Origin of the sequence: Mesorhizobium sp. M0306, from assembly GCF_040321655.1 — a bacterium.
Classification (GTDB): domain Bacteria; phylum Pseudomonadota; class Alphaproteobacteria; order Rhizobiales; family Rhizobiaceae; genus Mesorhizobium.
This window is the reverse complement of sequence record NZ_JAMYRY010000025.1, coordinates 43,558-59,187: the sequence shown is the minus strand read 5'-3', so window position 1 is coordinate 59,187 and position 15,630 is coordinate 43,558. Positions and strand designations below refer to the sequence as shown.

Genomic DNA, 15,630 nt, shown 5'->3' with positions numbered 1-15,630 from the left:
ATGACCCCCTGAACTAACAGCGTGTCCGAAAAACCGGCAGCAGGCCACTATTCGCAGAAATGATCCAGTTCAAACTGGTAATCGCCAAGCTGCTTGCGCGCTGCCAGGACCGCATCGAGACGCCAGAAACGGGGACCCTCTACGATACGAGCGTCTTTTAGCCCGTCGAGCTTCGTTGCGATCGACAGGACGCGTAGGAGAACTGCCCGTGCCTGTGTATCCGATTTCGAGTCCTGGAGCGAACGCACGAGGTCAAGGCCGATTGGATCGTCCATCTGTCGCAGCTTGTGCGCCAGCGCGCGATAGACGATGTCAAGGCCCGCATAGGACAAGTGGTTGGACGCGTACCTTTTGAGCAGGTCGATTGTCGCCGACGTGCTGCCGTGATCGCTCTTCAGCGACGCGGACAGCGCCTGCGCTACGGAGACGTCGGTGACTTCGATGATTTGTACGCCTGTCAGTGGATCGGCAGCGCGCGGCGGCGCTATCTGTACGTCGTAGGCGACGCCTCTTTCCAGACCTGAGACCCAGCGATCGGGCATGGGCGCCCAGCATGCAAGGTCGATCATTTCGGATGCATACGCCGCGATATCGCGCTCATCCTTGATGCTATCGTCGAGTCGCGAGACCAGTCGGGCCAATGCCGCGGTGCTGAGGAAGCGACCCTGCGCGGCAAGCACGCGTGCAGCTAAACCAGAATCGAGAGCGAGGCAGCGCGGGTCTTTGCCTGTTGTGTCAAGCGCACAGTTCCACAGCGCAGTGGTCCACTCTTTGCTGAGGGGAACCACGCGCGCAAATCTCGGCAACCAGATGGCGTCTGGATAGAACATCTCGCCATTAAGGACGAACAAGCCAAAACGCCGAATGATCAGGTCGAGGTCTCGTTCGTCGAGTTCGCCGCGGCGAGCAAGCAACAGGAGGGGCGGGAGCGACCATGAACGAGTGGCGTCCCCTTCCGCCGCCTGTCTCTCAGAGTCTTTCGCCATCAGCCACATCATCAAGCCTTCCGCGCTGCCCATGCCGGAGGCTTCCGGGCCCGCGGCAAAATATTCGACAATTTTCATCGACAGTTCACACCAACTCATTCCGCACTTGGCCAGACGCGGAAACACTGCGGTGTTAGGTGCGACGGCAAGCTTGGGGCTTCGTGCTATCTCCTCGACGAATCGCAATAAGGCAAGCCAATCCGCCGATTTGACCGCTCCGCGTTCAGCGCGAACGGAGATCAACAATACTGCCGCTTCCAGTGAGCGTCGCCTCGTGTCCTCATCCCCGAGCTCACGATAGGCCAAGGCAAGGCCCGCCAAATAAGTCCGTATTGCCTGGTCGGAAAGCCCCGAAAGCCCGTAGTCGGCGATCGTCTGCACGTCTTCGACGGCGTAGAGGTCGACGATCTCGGGGCCATTCAAAAGAAAATAAGTAGGGGGGCAGGACCGTGCCCGATCGAGCAACGCAGCTTCGAGTGCAAACTGATATTCGCGGATTCGATCGCGCCGAATGTTTGTCGCCTCGCAGATACTGGTCATGTCAATGCGTGACGAGACGAAATCCATTCGGCGGGCAGCTTCCTTGGATAATTCGGATGTCAGCCGAAACTCCCAGTTTTCTTGATCACCTACCGGGTGATTGACCAGCCCGCCTATGCCGCCGCGCATCAGGGCGGTTCGGGCGTTGATCCGCTCCTCGTCCCAGCGAGGCGAAGCGGGCTCAAGATCGTCGACTGCGACTGCCAACTGGACACCCGATCCTACCGCAACGGGAAGCAACGAGGACATCCAGGCCGGGCCGGGCCGCAACTCGATCCAGCCGTTCGGCTGAACAGCGATGTGGTACTGCAGGAAGTAAAGCAACAGGCCGATTGTAGCGGCGATCGTTACACCCCAGCCAAACACACGTCTGATTCTGCCGGCCAGCGCTCGTCGCGGTTCCGGTGCAGAAGGAGGACCGATTGTTGCATCAGACCAGGAAAGCTCAAGATGGCCAGCGCCATGCAGCTCCGGCGTCTGCATGCGACCGCCCGCAAATAGATAGGCGAGCTGTTCGGTGCGCTCCCTTGCGAACACAAAAAGCCGCGACAGGTCACTCGATAGCGATACGCCAAACGGCGTTGCTATTGTGGATTTGCGCAGTCCGGCGAGCGCGAACAGTCTCTTGTCGACGAGTGCCTCGTGCAGCGCGATCGTGAACAAACCCCTGCCAAGGGCAGGGTGCTCGTAGGCCAGTTGCCGCGTGGATGCGCCAGCAAGGATCAGGACATTTTCGTGGCCAATTTGTTTTGACAAGGACGCCTGAAAATCTTGCGCGACGCCGCCGGCATGGCAGAAGTCAAGTACCGCCGATACCTTGGCCGGTCTGGCAAGCATGACCAGATCGGCAAGATCGCTGCCCGCCAGGTCAATCCCATCAGGACGAGCGTCATAGGTACAGAACCAAGTCTCTTCCCCAGTCTGGTCACCATGACCCGAGAGCACCAGAATGAGTTCGCATGCTTGCTGCCCCTCCCTGGACCCTATGTCTCGAAACATGGTCTCCAGCGACTTGCGCGTAAGATCCTCATCATGGAGACCGGTGGGCGGATCGCTGGAAGAGAGAACGGCAATTGCATTGGCCAAGGAAAAGGCTCCCTCCACAGAATAACGCAGCCGAGACCGCGAACTCATGTAGATGGGACTGGAAAAGCGATCGGCAGCTATACTACAAACATATCTGGACTGGTTGGCAGTCGAACTGGAGGATTGGACATGAGTGGCGGAGTAGCGTTGACCACTGCGCTGAGCGTTTTCCTGGTTGGCCTTTTTGGGGGCTTCGTCGCCGAGCTTGTTCATTGGTATGGCCTAAAGACAAATCCACGGTTTCCAGAGTATCTAAAAAGTGCACCGTACTGGATTATCACAGCGCTGATGATATTTGTCTCGGGTGCTTTTACTTGGTTGAATTTTGGAAGCCAAGCGCAGGCATTGACGGCATTCCAAATTGGACTCTTGACCCCTCTCATACTACAGAAAGTAATCTCTGGCGCTGCCGGCGCGGAGACCGCGCGCTCACCACGGGCCAATCTGATGGATTTCTTTCGCGGTTGAAAGACCCGCCTAGCGGCAAAGCTCAATGTAAGCCGAGGCGGCCCCCCGCTTCTTGCCGATCCATAGTCGACGATCACAGCGAGCGGGAAGCCGCAGGCAGGTGGCCACCAAGTGTTGCGGTTCGTGGAGAGTAAGCTCCGTGAGCTCTGAACTCCGTAACATATCCAGGCGTATCAGCGTAGACGGACTGGCCCACCGGGACTTAGGAAGCATGGGTTTCACTTCGCTGCGGAAGGCTGGCCGAGCTTTTGGTCGAGGGACTGCCTGAATTCTCGCTTCTGTATGTTGGAGCCAGTCGGCCTACGCTTCGCGAGATCCTTGGCTATCTTGGTTACGGAACCATCGAGCACTCGATGCAGCGTTGACAGTAATGTCGCTTCGTCGTTATCGAAATCGCCGTGGTGCCTTGCTTTAGAGGCTGGACCCGGAGCTAAATTCCACTGCTTGGTTGTTCCGTCGAATAGCGTCCCCAGCGCATCTTTGGCAAATCTTTCCATGCCGAGGATAGGAACTCCGTCCTTTAGAGCAGGGATGTGAGGTGTTGTTTCAAACGCGTTGCTGACAAGATAAAGCAGCGACTTATGATAGATGCCGGCGCAATCGTCGTCCTGCTCCGTTGGGTCGTCAAGCGTATAAAGATCGAATTTCTCGATCATTCCCTTCTTGAGCGCTGGCAAATAGGTCTCATTGAAGAGCGCGACTGTGCACGCAGGCGCCCAAAGACTGACAGTTTTTAAGGGGACTTTGGCCTTGGCGAATTTTGAAACGACCGGGGCATGAAATATCGATCCGGCGCTATGTCCGACGAGATGGACCTCATCAATCTCACCGTCCTTGTGGAGCTTGATGAGATGGTCGGTTACCAAGTTCGCCGAGCCAAGTTTTTCTTCCGTCGCCATCCGCGCGTTTTCTTTCATCTCGTCCCACAGCGCTTTACCTCCGAGGTTTCGCGCGCCGACCTCCAGAGTGTCGTCTAGCCTGTCGAGCATGAAATCTTTGGCTTTGTCCAGGAGGCCTTCGTCCCGCCGACGCCCAATTGCGTCCCTCAATATGTTTGACAAAGTCGTCCAAACGTCCGAGCGCCAGATGAATGAGAGAGGATAGACCTGCGATTGAAGCAACGGCGCGAGATTGCCTGAAACCGTTTGCACCGCAGCGTCCTGACCGACCAAACCGCCGTGAGCATAGAGCAGCACACGCCTAGTTTGCCATGATGACATGGCGCGCGGCATCCGCTCAGTTATCAGAGTTTTCAACCCAGCAGGGGTTAAGCCATAGGTGCCCTTGTCGTCCAAGACACCATTGTTCTTCGACGTGATGATGTATGGACGAAGGTCTGCATAAACCTGGCTTTGGTAGCTGCGCGGAGCGTCCGCTCTCATGTTTGCGGTAGCAAGCGACGAGGTCAGGTCGACGGGTGCGCCGAGTGACGCGACCCATACGTCTGTGCCGTTCGCGAGCCAGTCCGTGTAGGACAGGTTTGCCAGCCCTTTTGCGCCCCACTTTTCCCCCCAGCTGTTTTGAACCCAGAAGCCTCGGCGATTGTAACCTACGATCGCAAAGGCGTGCCCGCCAATCTGCCCGGGACGATATTCAATATTCTCCTGTTCCGGCTTGACCGACTGCCATCCGTCGTGAACGCGCGCCGTGGCATACAAAATGCCGGTTTCGTTAATCGCCGCGTGCATGCCGACGAGGTCTTTGTGATTCACGCGAAAATAAGCGCCGAGCGGACGAGCAAGCGCGTCCGCCGACCGCTTTTCCTCAACAGTGGGATCGGGATCGCGTTCCTTCCAGAGCGCATAAGCGCAAAGACCGTGCTTGAACCATCCCTTCATGGCTCCCCTCGCACTGGATCCCTCGTAATTTTGCCCGGGCCACTCATCATAACGCTTGGCCATCGCGTAAAGCATCCAGGCACTTACTTCGTCGGCCGCCGGATTCCTTTCTCGGACCCTCAGGAGATAGTTTGCGACCGTCGCCAAACCGAAGCCGGTGCATGCGCCTTCTCGGCCCTGATCCAGGACGGGTATGCCAAGGCCATAATAGGCGCTGATATCACTTTCGGGTGCGACACGGATAAGTGTCGGCGTAAAGATTGCATCTCGGAAGTCAATCGTGTCAGGCAGTGCGTCGAAGGTTCTCTTTGTAGCTGCAGCCCTTGCCATTTCCCCACCCATGATCCCGGAACGTAAGTGTGCGTCAGTCGCCGGTCGGCTGCGCAATATTCGGTGAATGCATTGACATTTTCCATATAGATCTGCGCCCGAGGGCCACTCCCGTTGTAAGGGGGTAGAATTTTTGGAGGCAGATATCAAAGTCGCCCCACTGGCGGTCCCGAAAGAACTGCGAGTCTGGCTTCACTCCTTGCAAGTCGTACTTAAACCTTCTGTAGCCGTTGTAGACCCCGCGGACGATCCGAATGACGCTGAAGCCTACGCGTTTTATTCGCTTCTTCGATAGGCATCGCAGTGAAATCAGGTCCGAATGCTTGGCTGTTTCTTGGGAAGGCGGTCCGCGGTGCGCCGCAGTAATCGCCGCCTGCGTGAAAAAAAACATTAACGTTAGACGATCTCGTGGACCGACATCTCGTCAATCCAGCTAAGCATCTCCTGGCATACGATCGCGCATAAATGCTCGACCCCGTAAGCCTTGCGGTCCGCCACAATACTCACGCCAAACGCAGGGTCTGAACGCAGTTTATTCTGCAGAAAACGTAGCCCTCGAACATAACTAAAGAACGAGTCCCAATGAAAATCAAGACCCAAGCCATCTATGACAACATGAAGACGGTGGTATGGACAGTCGTCGTCGGCAAGGACCGCAACACAACAGCCGCTTCCGAATCCGAGACGGCCTCCACCCGCCTGAGCGTTTGCAGACACGCCGGCTTCAGCTGTTCTCGCGCTACTCCCGGACGTTTTGAGCTCGTTCATCATACATGTCGATATCAGAGAAAACCCTCGATGACGCTCATTCGCAAATTCATATGGGGTCTTAACTGAATCTAGTGCGCTGATTGTTCAAGGTGCACCCGCCAACTTCGACATTACGACAAATAGGAGTCGACTCGCCAAGCTTTATTGCTAATGTAAGGAAGCGGAAATGAAGGGGTGGGGGGCGTCGATGGGTATCAATCTAGATATCCCTGGCATCTGGACGTACCGTAGCTTTCTAAATGTGCCGGGGAATGTTGGCGATTTTGGCAAACTGACAGTCTGGGAAGCCGAACTATCCCTCGAAGTTAGCGAGGACGGGCACATCTATGGTTTATTGGGGGAGCGCCCAGATCTTTGTGTAGGTACCGAACCCTACTTACTCGTTGAAGGCACCGTTATACCTGGCAACCCTGCGGTGATCAGCTGGCGTGCCAAGGGCAAGCCTCAATCCGAGTATGACGGCTGGATCTACGACTACCGGGGCTACCTATCCCCCGAGTGGCCGGACGCGCCGCGCAATCGCCCAACGATCGTAGGGACCGTGACGCGCACCGTGGCCCATAATGGAGCGCCGGCGGGTTCAGTGTTCTCTTTTGTCGCGGTCAAGTCGGATTTCCTTGAACCACGCAAAACGATACCCCTAGCGAAAAGCATCATCGACATGATGAGCTCGGCAGAGCATCGCTACCATCATGCGCTTTGGCACGCCTCGCGCGACACATGGGACAACCTGAGCGACCCCAAGAAGGAGGCTCTGCGCGCAACCGGTTGGCAGCCTGGCCCAAAAACCAAAGAGCGAGCAAGTCTGGCGGCCGATCGACTTGCCAACGGTTCGGGCGAAGATTTTTTCTACATGCACCGGCGCATGGTGAAGGAGGTTCGAGCTATGGATCCCTCTGTCGGGACCTGGCGACGTCTGCCGCAGCAGCAGTTCCCCTCGTCGTTTGCGCCCGAAACGAAGGCGTCGCAGATTGGCAATCTCGACGGATACTCCCTGCCGCCAGCGTGGGTCGTGCCGGGTGACCCTGACACGACGAATTGGCTGTTCGAATTGAGGAAAACCTCAACGCTTTATGGCCGATTCCAGGCATGGGAGGCGCTTTATACCTCCGCGGACTACCTCGCCTCCCTGTCGCTCGGCGAGCTTGGTTCACGGATTGAGTTCACCATCCACAATTGGATGCATATGCGGTGGACCTCGGTGACCCGCGACCCTACCGGTGATGTGGCCAAGCGCGGTTTGCCGCTTCCCAACGGCCGCGACGCACTGGACTTCGATGAAAAATGGCTGGATCCCGAGTACGACTATCTAGGCGAGACTTTTTCATCGCATATTAATCCGATTTTTTGGCGGCTGCACGGGTGGGTCGATGACCGCATCAACGACTGGTATCGCGCCCACGAAGCTGTACGACCTGGAGTGGTCAAGCCAATGACCCTTGACGGTGTGGAATGGTTCGCGGTCGACGGGACTTGGGTGAAGAACGACGAGCCGTGGGAGGGAGCGCGTGCGTCATCATCCCCAACCCATCACGCTGGGCACAATCATCCTGGTCACTCGGGACGGGTCTTGGATGTGCCGACGATGCAAGCGGCCTTAAGGATTATTTACGGCCCCGAACCGGACGCTGCGCCTTCAGCAATGGAAGACCACGGGCAGGCTTTGCCCGGGACGCGGGCAAGCTGGTTTAAGAATGTCCCAGCGTAAAAGGGTTTAGTGGGGCGCTGCAAGTCGGGAACCCGGCAGACCAAGATCGCCGAATGCGTTTCATCACGGATGGGGAGAAACTTTCATATGGCACGGACAAAAGAAAAGACACTATCGCCCGCGAAGTCCACCAAAGCCAGCGTTTCGCCGGAACTCCGGGACGATAAAGCCGCCGAGCGCAATACCAAGCCCCTTGTCCACGTCATCCGCGAGGGTGTCCGCTGCGACACCGAAGAACGCGGGCACAAGACCCCAAAGGGCAAATCCCCGTTAGAAATCGTCGTCGACGCCTCAGAAGGCTTTATTCCTTTGTGGGCAAAAGGAACAACGCTGCGCTGGAAGTTCCGTGAGAGCTCCGTGCAATCGTTTGCAGATCCCGCCAAAGTCAAGGCTCAAGTTGAGGATTTGTTCGCGAAGGCCATTCTTGCTTGGGGCGATGCAGTGCCAATCAAGTTCGCGCAGCGAGACGACGCCTGGGATTTCGAGATTGTGGTGAAACACAGCGACGACTGCGACGTCAACGGTTGCGTACTGGCCAGCGCGTTCTTCCCCGACGGCGGGCGGCACGTCGTGACTATCTATCCCAAGATATTCGAACAAGACCCGACAGAGCAGATTGAGACCTTAGTTCACGAAATCGGTCACATTTTTGGACTTAGGCATTTTTTCGCGCAGGTCAGTGAGACCGCTTGGCCCTCCATCATTTTTGGGACGCATAAGAAGTTCAGCATCATGAACTACGGCGCGGACAGTAAGTTGACCGCAGACGACACTGCCGACCTGAAGAAGCTCTATTCACTGGCTTGGAGCGGCCAGTTAACAGAAATCAACGGAACCCCGATCAAATTTATGACGCCGTTTCACACGAGTGGCGAGCCGACAGAAATCATCTCGGCCATGGAACCTGCGCAAACCTTAGCCAGGGTACAGCAGCTTTTGTCGCCCTAAGATTGATGCGGCCAACTTCTATCTTTTCGAGGACCTGCGGCCTTAGGTGGATAGGAGCAGTAATATGATTTCGCTCGTCGTCTTTGTCGCATCGGTCGCTTTGGCGGTTGTGATTTTCACGCTCTCACCGATGAAGGTCTTGCAAAAGGCCGTCACAGTCGGAGCGGTGATCTTATTTCTCGGAAATATGTTACCTCGCTGGTGGCGCGTTCGTCAGTCCCTTCGCGCTTCCCTCGAATGAAGCTTTCGTTGCGACCAGCGATGTCATCAATCTGGTAGCTGTTCTGATTGGGACCATAGGAGCGGTATCTGGGGAGCGTCTATTTTAAAGGCGGTGGCACCGCAAGATTTACCGTTGCGAGTTTCCTGCCTCCGCTTTGCTGCGCCCCGCTAACCCTGATTCCAATTCTTAAACTGATAGCGGGAAGGACGATTTGACGTTCCTCGGTGTAACGACGCTTGCTGTAACTGCTTATCAAGCGCGATTCTTCTGGGAACGCTCGCTAAAAGATCAGGGAGAGATGGGCGAGGCACCATGATACTGCGGGCAGCTGTCCTCTTCGTACTCTTGCTGCTGACGCCGGGGATCGCGCGGGCCGCAGAGTGCCCAATGTTCACACCAATATCTGGTGTTGATGTCCAGAAGTGCGACGTCAACGACGAGACCAGTTTTCTGAGGAAGCTCCTGCGCGCGACATTCGACCCTGCGGCCCAACCTCTTCGTATCGCGGTTATTGCAGAGGATAGATCATTGCCCGAATTTTTCGGACGGACAGCAATCGCTTGAGCCAGCTGCGCATGCTTCGTCTTGCTGACGAGTCTATATAAGGACGCGCGGATGGGCTCGATCCCGACACCTGCAATCCGATTGATTCGCCTCTCATTTCCGCCATGCACAGTTCCGTCTGTGAGAGTCTGGCTGGGGGCCCAGGCGAAAAATCTGATTCAGATCCATCGTGGACATAGCGATTGGAGCAGGGCGCCCAAGCTGGACGATAGAGATGTACTTTCACGGAAAGTAGTTGTGGAAGGGGCGACAAAGCTGATGCAAGTCCTTCCTCCGTCCAGACTTTCAGCCTTTGGAAAGCTGATTAGGCTGCTGATTTCCTTGCACTGTCGGACTTTCCTCAATACGAAGGCGAGGCAACAAAGGAGTTCGAACCATTGACTGAAGAAGCCGATCGGCGTGATGCTGAATTGATTGAATTGACTGCGGATATCGTCGCCGCTTTTGCCCAGAACAACTCTGTCCCGGTTGCGGGACTGCCTGACCTCATTGCTTCTGTGAATTCCGCCCTCTCGGCGCTTCGGAAGCCGGCGGTCGTCGAGGCGCCAGCTCAAACACCCGCGGTCAATCCGAAAAGGTCGGTGTTTCGCGACTACATTATTTCTCTGGAAAACGGTCGCCAATTCAAGTCGATGAAGCGCCACTTGGGCTTGCTTGGAATGACACCCGACGAATACCGGTCCAAATGGGGACTTGCCAGAGATTATGATGGTTGCGCCAAACTATGCCGCACAGAGATCGGAACTGGCGAAATCGATCGGATTAGGTCGGAAACCTGGTGCATCGGTTAAGAAGGGGCCAGCGAAGCGGAAAGCTAAGGTTTAGCCAGACCTCCCGCGATCGCGCAATTATTTGGAATAGCCAACCCTGGTATCTTTCACGGTGGCGGACCCCAACCCGCTAGGCCGACGGCCCCATAAGCTTCCTTCCCCACCGCCCCCAAGAGGTGTCGGCCCGCTTCCTTTTACTTTACGTGGGGAACTTGGCAGCGACCGTTAAACTAAAACTAGGTGTAGGGCAAGGAAACGGAGAACGAAACGCGACGGCACTCACCCCGGGAATCTCGTCACCAGAATGGCTTGCTCGATCGCTGCATGGATGAGAACGCTGCCGGGGGCAAACGCGCCTCCTGAACCGCTTCGAAGGCGCCGAAACAAGCTATCCAAGCCGCGATGTGCATCTTGCCGGTTTTTTGTCGGTACAGTAGTGGCGTCGTCGTTTCCCCGATGCGCCAACCAGAAGTCGAAGAATCCGAAAGTCAGAGCCTTCGGGGCCAACCGCGACGCTGCCAACAGTTGTGACCAGAATTAGAAAAAATAACTCCGGCAACGACAATCGCTGCGGAGCTATATTGCCAATATCACACACTTGAGTGATGATGGCCTAGAAGAGGCTAGGGGGCTTCATAAACTTTTCCGTCATCGAGTGCCGTTCAGGCACAAGGATTTCATTGGAATCGCATCTACCTTCTTTATCGCCGAAGCGGGCATTTAGATTTTATCATTAGAAGGCTACGGCTGAGCATAGGGGGTAAGTCGAGGAGGCAATTATGTCCCTTCCCGAAAAGCTTATACATTTTTAAGTCTGAGCATTGGGGGTGGTATCTATGTGCTTCTGGCGCTGCGTGCTGACGTCTGTCTTCTGCCTTGCCCTTGCCGACTGCGGAACGTACGTTCCGAGCACTCGCGAATGGCCCAACGTAAACACGCTTAAAGAAAGCGACATGATCAGCACGATCATCAGAAGCGTTGGCTGCGAGCTTAGTTACACCGTAACGCAAGTGATAGAGAATGACAGAAGAGACGCAAAATATCGAAAGACACAACAGACCTATACCGATTTCCTCAACAACTGGGGCGTTGAGGTCGCCATCAACCTCACAGTTGTCGAAAAGACATCGGTGAACCCGACGGTCCTTCTTACCCCACCTTCGGGCCCTTCATCGATATTCACTGCGGCTGCTGGACTAGCAGGTTCCGCTGAAGCGACCCGTCTGCAAAAGACGAACGTCTTTTTCACTGTGGCGGATTTGTACAGGCCCCAGTTTTTCTCCGTCGACTCCTCTAAAAGAGGGTGCCGCGACCCCCTTGGAAACAAGGAAGGCTCCCTCCTTGTCGACAGTGACTTGAAGCTGTCCTCACTTCTTGAAGGTCGCATCGGCGCCACGATACTCAATGTTGCTGACAGCCCGGGATCCAGCGTGCCGATCACCGGACAGAAAAACGTGCTTTCGCAAACCGTGTCCTTCAAGATCGTCACTTCCGGTTCGATCACGCCGACCTGGAAGCTCGTTCGGGCGAGTGTGAACCCCTCCGGAACATTCTTCAGCACAAATCGCGACCGGACCCACGAACTCGTGTTCACGTTCGGCCCGCTTGATAAATCGGTCAAGGGAAGGCCAACGGGCCTTACGCCTTTGGCCGAGGCTACGCATCTCAATACTCAGCTTCAGACCGGGCTCAGAGGCCTGGTCAGTCCCCTCCAGTGAAGGTGTTGTTCGATGGGAAAATCAAGGAAAACAGTTCCCGAAGCGCAGAAAGCTGACAAAGCCAAGTCGCGTACCAAAAACGACAAGAAGACAAAGAGTCAGGAACGCCTACATTTTCAAGCGTTGGTCAGTGTCGGTGCAGAGGACATAGGCCCCCCTGACCAGATTTCCAGGATCAAGGAGGCTCTGAGTTCCAATCAGCTTGATGATCACATGATAACGGAGCTCATGCTTCATTGCGCTTCGGTGTTGGCTTTCAGGCGCTCTCAGGCAACTGGGTTGAAAGAGAAGACTTCGCCGGTCGACGGCAGCTGCTACAAGGGGGTAGGCGGAAGTGACCAAGTTACCATCTGGTCGAACGGGTTTGCTGTCGAAACCTGTTCCCGACAAGAGGCAAGAGATCGGGGAATCCCCGCCTGCGGGTAGTCCTTAGGTGCTCGGACTGGTGTTAGAGCCTGAATCAAAAAGAGTGTTTTGATATCAACTTCTTGCGAGCCTGCGGGTGAGCAGGCGAATGTGAGCGACGTATATCCAGGCTTCTGCGGAAGCGAGGGATTTCTCCCAGTCCTTGGCCAGCCTGCGGCATCGCCCCAGCCATGCGAATGTGCGCTCCACGACCCAGCGGCGCGGCAGGACCTCAAAGCCTTTGGCTTTATCCGTCCGCTTGACGATCTCCAGGGTGAACGTGCCGATCTTTTGCATCGCGCCCTTAAGCTTCGGTCCGGCATATCCGCCGTCGGCGAAGACGTGTCGCAGCCACGGCCAGCGTTCGAGAATGGTCTTGAGGGCAGCCGGTGCGCCGTCCCTGTCCTGGATATCAGCGGCGTGGACGACGAGCCCGACCTCAGGCCGATGGTGTCGACAACGATGTGACGCTTGCGCCCGTTGATCTTCTTTCCCGCGTCGAAGCCACGAATTCCGCCGCTTTCCGTGGTCTTGACCGATTGGCTGTCGATCACGCCCGCCGTCGGGCTCGCTTCCCGATCCTCAGCCTCGCGCGCCGCCATGACGAGGCTGTTGCTGATGGTCCGCAACAAGCCCGCCTCACGCCAGCGATAGAAGTACTTCTGCACCGTTGAAAAGGGTGGGAAGTCTTTCGGCAGCAATCGCCACGCGCCAGCCCGACGAGGCGAGGAAAAGAAGTGCGTTCACGACCTCGCGCAGGTCTGTCTTGCGCGGCCGGCCGATGCGGCTCGCCGACGGCATCATTGGCGCAATCAGCACCCACTCTGCATCGGTCAGATCGCTTGCGTAGCGGGCGCAACGCCGCTCATAATGCGCACGGGTGATTTCAGTCCAGGCCATCGTGATCTCCATCGAATCTTGCAAATCCGACGGAATCACAACCTGCTGAAATCACTCAACTCTTTTTGGAACGGACACTTTAGAGAAGATCTGCGGCCCGAATTAAGGGAGCGTCTTTGCAGAAGAATAAGCCTTTCGGCTAGGGGGGCAAATGAACAATCATGTTTAACCGCAACACTAATTGTGCGGGTGGGGGCATAGAACATGACGTCAATTTCGTGGGCGGTCATCGGGTGGGGTATTTCGGCCGTGTTGGCAGTATATCTATGGGTTGTTCGGCACAAACAGCCTGTTGGTGGTGCTGTCGGTTTCTCAACGTACATCGCCAACCAGAAAAGCTCCGGCGATAAGGACCTTGAGTTTCTTGCGGGCGAAAATCCCTTTGGCAGAGATGGTGCTGGGCGACATTTATACCAAGATTGATGCGATTTCTGACGCTGATGAGAAGCGACGTCTTCAGCAGACGCTGACCAGTAAATATGCCAATTGGAAGTAGCTGAGCACAAAGCTGGCCATGATTACTCGGATGTGATGAGCCTGGCGGTCTTAGCTGCCGGCGCGGTCGCTTTCTTGCATTTATTGTATGGTATTATGGGGCATAAACAACCCAGGTCGTTTCACGACGCTTTCATCGGCTGAAGGTGCTCGCGGACTTCTGACCTTTTTGTTTGCCTCGAGTGCTACCGGGGTGATCGTGCTGGTCGCCGTTTCGACGTTCTGGATGGGGCCGGAGGACGTTAAACTACGATTTCCACTAGGCAAGGACCTGCTCGCCATCATCATAGGTGTCTTGGGGACCATTCTGGGCTTCTATTACGGCTCCGCGGGATTTGGGACGGCGGCGCCGCAGGCCTTGACGATCTCGGAACTCGCTTGGAATCAGGAATCCCTGCCAAGCGGCAGTAAGGCATCAATTGCTGGAAAGCTGTCCGGTGGAACGCCGCCCTACCAGGTCGAGCTGCGCTATCAGCCCTGCTGGGTGGAGCAGGTCACAAAGTCGTTGCCCACGATTGCAAAGGTCAACGGAAACTCGTTCATCGTTGAATTTAATGTGCCTGTATTTGCCGAACCCGAAAGTCTCGTGGGATTTACCGTGAAGGCGAATGAGAAGTCAGGCGCTGCCCTCATGTTTTCCGGTGGGGCGCTGCGCTTTCGAAAGCCTTAGTTCTCACGAGAGTGTTTGAGAAGCCCGTACGGCTTGACCACTCCCCATCGGGCGGGCGGGATGTGAGGGCCATCGTTTGCGACAATTGGTATCCCCTGCCAGTTGAATATCAGAAAATGTCCATTCCCGTCGCTGGCCGCAGGCGGGGCTCTGGCGGGTAAAGCACCCGTTCAGGCCCGTTTCTTTCTGGAACATCATGAACCACACTGCGGAATTTGCAGTCATCGGCCAAGATGCTGGCTCAGGGGACACTGCGACATTGCTCGCACGGGTCTATTCAAGCTGTCCCGCTCCGGATTGCGGTCTTGGTCGCTATTGATCAGTCTCTTCGTAACGGCGGTCGCAAATGCTGCTGGCCAACACGCCGGCGCATTGCAAGCAGACAACAGTTCCAATCCTGTTGTACGGGCTCATGGTCTGCTACGCCCTCGGGAGCGAGGACTATCTGAACAGCCTTTTACGTTAGCAGGCTGTTCTTCGTCTCCGTTGTGGTAGGCGAATATGATCTCGATCGAGCCGTCGTCGAGCTAATTCGGCCGAACCATCGCCGGTGACTTCATCCATCTCGTCGAAGCCGGCCCATGTGAAGAAGATCGTCGAGGAGCTGTAACTGATATCGAGGCCGGCTTGCAGGGCGCCAAAGGCGATCTCGCCATGGTTGTCGGGTCCGACGGTGATGGTTGCGGGTCTACCGAGGTTCAGGCAGCTGCGATCCCACAGATCGGCTTCGATGATCCGCCAGTGGCCGACCAGTTGGCAGCCCGCGGGCGCGGTCATGCCGGCACCGCCAGCAGATTCGGCAATCGCACCAGATTGTAGGCGGGGGCAGCGAAGGTGAAGGCCCACTCGACGCGGTCGCGACCGCGCAACTTGTCTTCTCCTGCCCGGCGACCGTCTTGATCCAGCCGAACGCCTCTTCGATGCGCTTTCTGACGCGCTGGCTGACGGCATAGCCGCCGTGCCGCGTCGTGCGCCCGTTCCCTTGCGCGGTGCTCCCCCCGCCGGTTCCCGCACGCCGGGTCAAGGCGTGACCCAACCCCCTGTGGCCTCCTAACAGGCTGATGAAAAAGGCTCGGAGATACCTGTTTTGAATCTGGTCTGTGCTCGGTCTGATCCCGATACGTTCCGTGAACAAAACAGTTTTTCAACAGCCCGCAAATGTTTTGGAAAAGGACCGCAGTATGATAATGTTATGCAGGAATACTCGAAA

General features: G+C 56.2%; 10 protein-coding genes and 3 pseudogenes. 8 read left to right on the top strand and 5 right to left on the bottom strand.

Annotated features, from left to right (window positions below; all coding sequences use genetic code 11):
- Positions 1 to 47: 47 nt before the first annotated feature.
- A complete protein-coding gene (locus NKI95_RS26175) occupies positions 48 to 2,612 on the bottom strand; it encodes a caspase family protein (protein WP_352720304.1) in 2,565 nt (854 codons plus the stop codon).
- Between the two features lie 147 nt (positions 2,613 to 2,759).
- Here NKI95_RS26175 and NKI95_RS26170 point away from each other — a divergent pair, with 147 nt between their 5' ends.
- Entirely contained in the window at positions 2,760 to 3,080 is a 321-nt protein-coding gene (locus tag NKI95_RS26170) for a hypothetical protein (RefSeq protein WP_352642569.1), read from the top strand.
- Positions 3,081 to 3,298: 218 nt separating this feature from the next.
- On the opposite strand, the gene NKI95_RS26165 is transcribed toward NKI95_RS26170, so the two are convergent.
- Complete coding sequence (locus tag NKI95_RS26165; RefSeq protein WP_352720302.1) at positions 3,299 to 5,248, bottom strand: C1 family peptidase; 1,950 nt, start codon at positions 5,246 to 5,248, stop codon at positions 3,299 to 3,301.
- A gap of 958 nt (positions 5,249 to 6,206) precedes the next feature.
- On the opposite strand from NKI95_RS26165, the gene NKI95_RS26160 reads away from it, so the two are divergent.
- The 5 genes and pseudogenes from NKI95_RS26160 (at position 6,207) to NKI95_RS26140 (ending at position 11,950) form a co-directional block, all read left to right on the top strand.
- A complete protein-coding gene (locus NKI95_RS26160; RefSeq protein WP_352720300.1) occupies positions 6,207 to 7,727 on the top strand; it encodes a hypothetical protein in 1,521 nt (506 codons plus the stop codon).
- A gap of 87 nt (positions 7,728 to 7,814) precedes the next feature.
- The gene (locus NKI95_RS26155; RefSeq protein WP_352720298.1) at positions 7,815 to 8,675 is read left to right on the top strand and encodes a matrixin family metalloprotease; all 861 of its coding nucleotides are present in this window, start codon (positions 7,815 to 7,817) and stop codon (positions 8,673 to 8,675) included.
- Positions 8,676 to 8,739: 64 nt separating this feature from the next.
- Positions 8,740 to 8,916, top strand: a complete 177-nt coding sequence (locus NKI95_RS26150) for a hypothetical protein (protein ID WP_352720297.1) — start codon at positions 8,740 to 8,742, stop codon at positions 8,914 to 8,916.
- A 923-nt stretch (positions 8,917 to 9,839) separates the two neighbouring features.
- Positions 9,840 to 10,287: pseudogene (locus NKI95_RS26145) on the top strand (Ros/MucR family transcriptional regulator).
- 898 nt (positions 10,288 to 11,185) lie between these two features.
- Complete coding sequence (locus NKI95_RS26140) at positions 11,186 to 11,950, top strand: hypothetical protein (RefSeq protein ID WP_352720295.1); 765 nt, start codon at positions 11,186 to 11,188, stop codon at positions 11,948 to 11,950.
- A gap of 480 nt (positions 11,951 to 12,430) precedes the next feature.
- Here the strand turns inward: NKI95_RS26140 and NKI95_RS26135 are convergent.
- Positions 12,431 to 13,255, bottom strand: a pseudogene (locus NKI95_RS26135) (IS5 family transposase).
- A 271-nt stretch (positions 13,256 to 13,526) separates the two neighbouring features.
- On the opposite strand from NKI95_RS26135, the gene NKI95_RS26130 reads away from it, so the two are divergent.
- Positions 13,527 to 13,751 carry a hypothetical protein gene (locus tag NKI95_RS26130; RefSeq protein ID WP_352720293.1) on the top strand — a complete coding sequence of 75 codons (225 nt, stop codon included), beginning with the start codon at positions 13,527 to 13,529 and terminating at the stop codon, positions 13,749 to 13,751.
- A 192-nt stretch (positions 13,752 to 13,943) separates the two neighbouring features.
- The gene (locus NKI95_RS26125; RefSeq protein ID WP_352720291.1) at positions 13,944 to 14,420 is read left to right on the top strand and encodes a hypothetical protein; all 477 of its coding nucleotides are present in this window, start codon (positions 13,944 to 13,946) and stop codon (positions 14,418 to 14,420) included.
- A gap of 462 nt (positions 14,421 to 14,882) precedes the next feature.
- Here NKI95_RS26125 and NKI95_RS26120 read toward each other — a convergent pair whose 3' ends face one another.
- Both NKI95_RS26120 and NKI95_RS26115 read right to left on the bottom strand, forming a co-directional pair.
- Positions 14,883 to 15,197, bottom strand: coding sequence for a hypothetical protein (locus NKI95_RS26120; RefSeq protein ID WP_352720290.1), 315 nt, complete (start codon positions 15,195 to 15,197; stop codon positions 14,883 to 14,885).
- Positions 15,194 to 15,399, bottom strand: a pseudogene (locus NKI95_RS26115) (transposase); the annotation flags it as partial. The gene NKI95_RS26120 and the pseudogene NKI95_RS26115, both read right to left, overlap by 4 nt.
- Between the last annotated feature and the right edge of the window lie 231 nt (positions 15,400 to 15,630).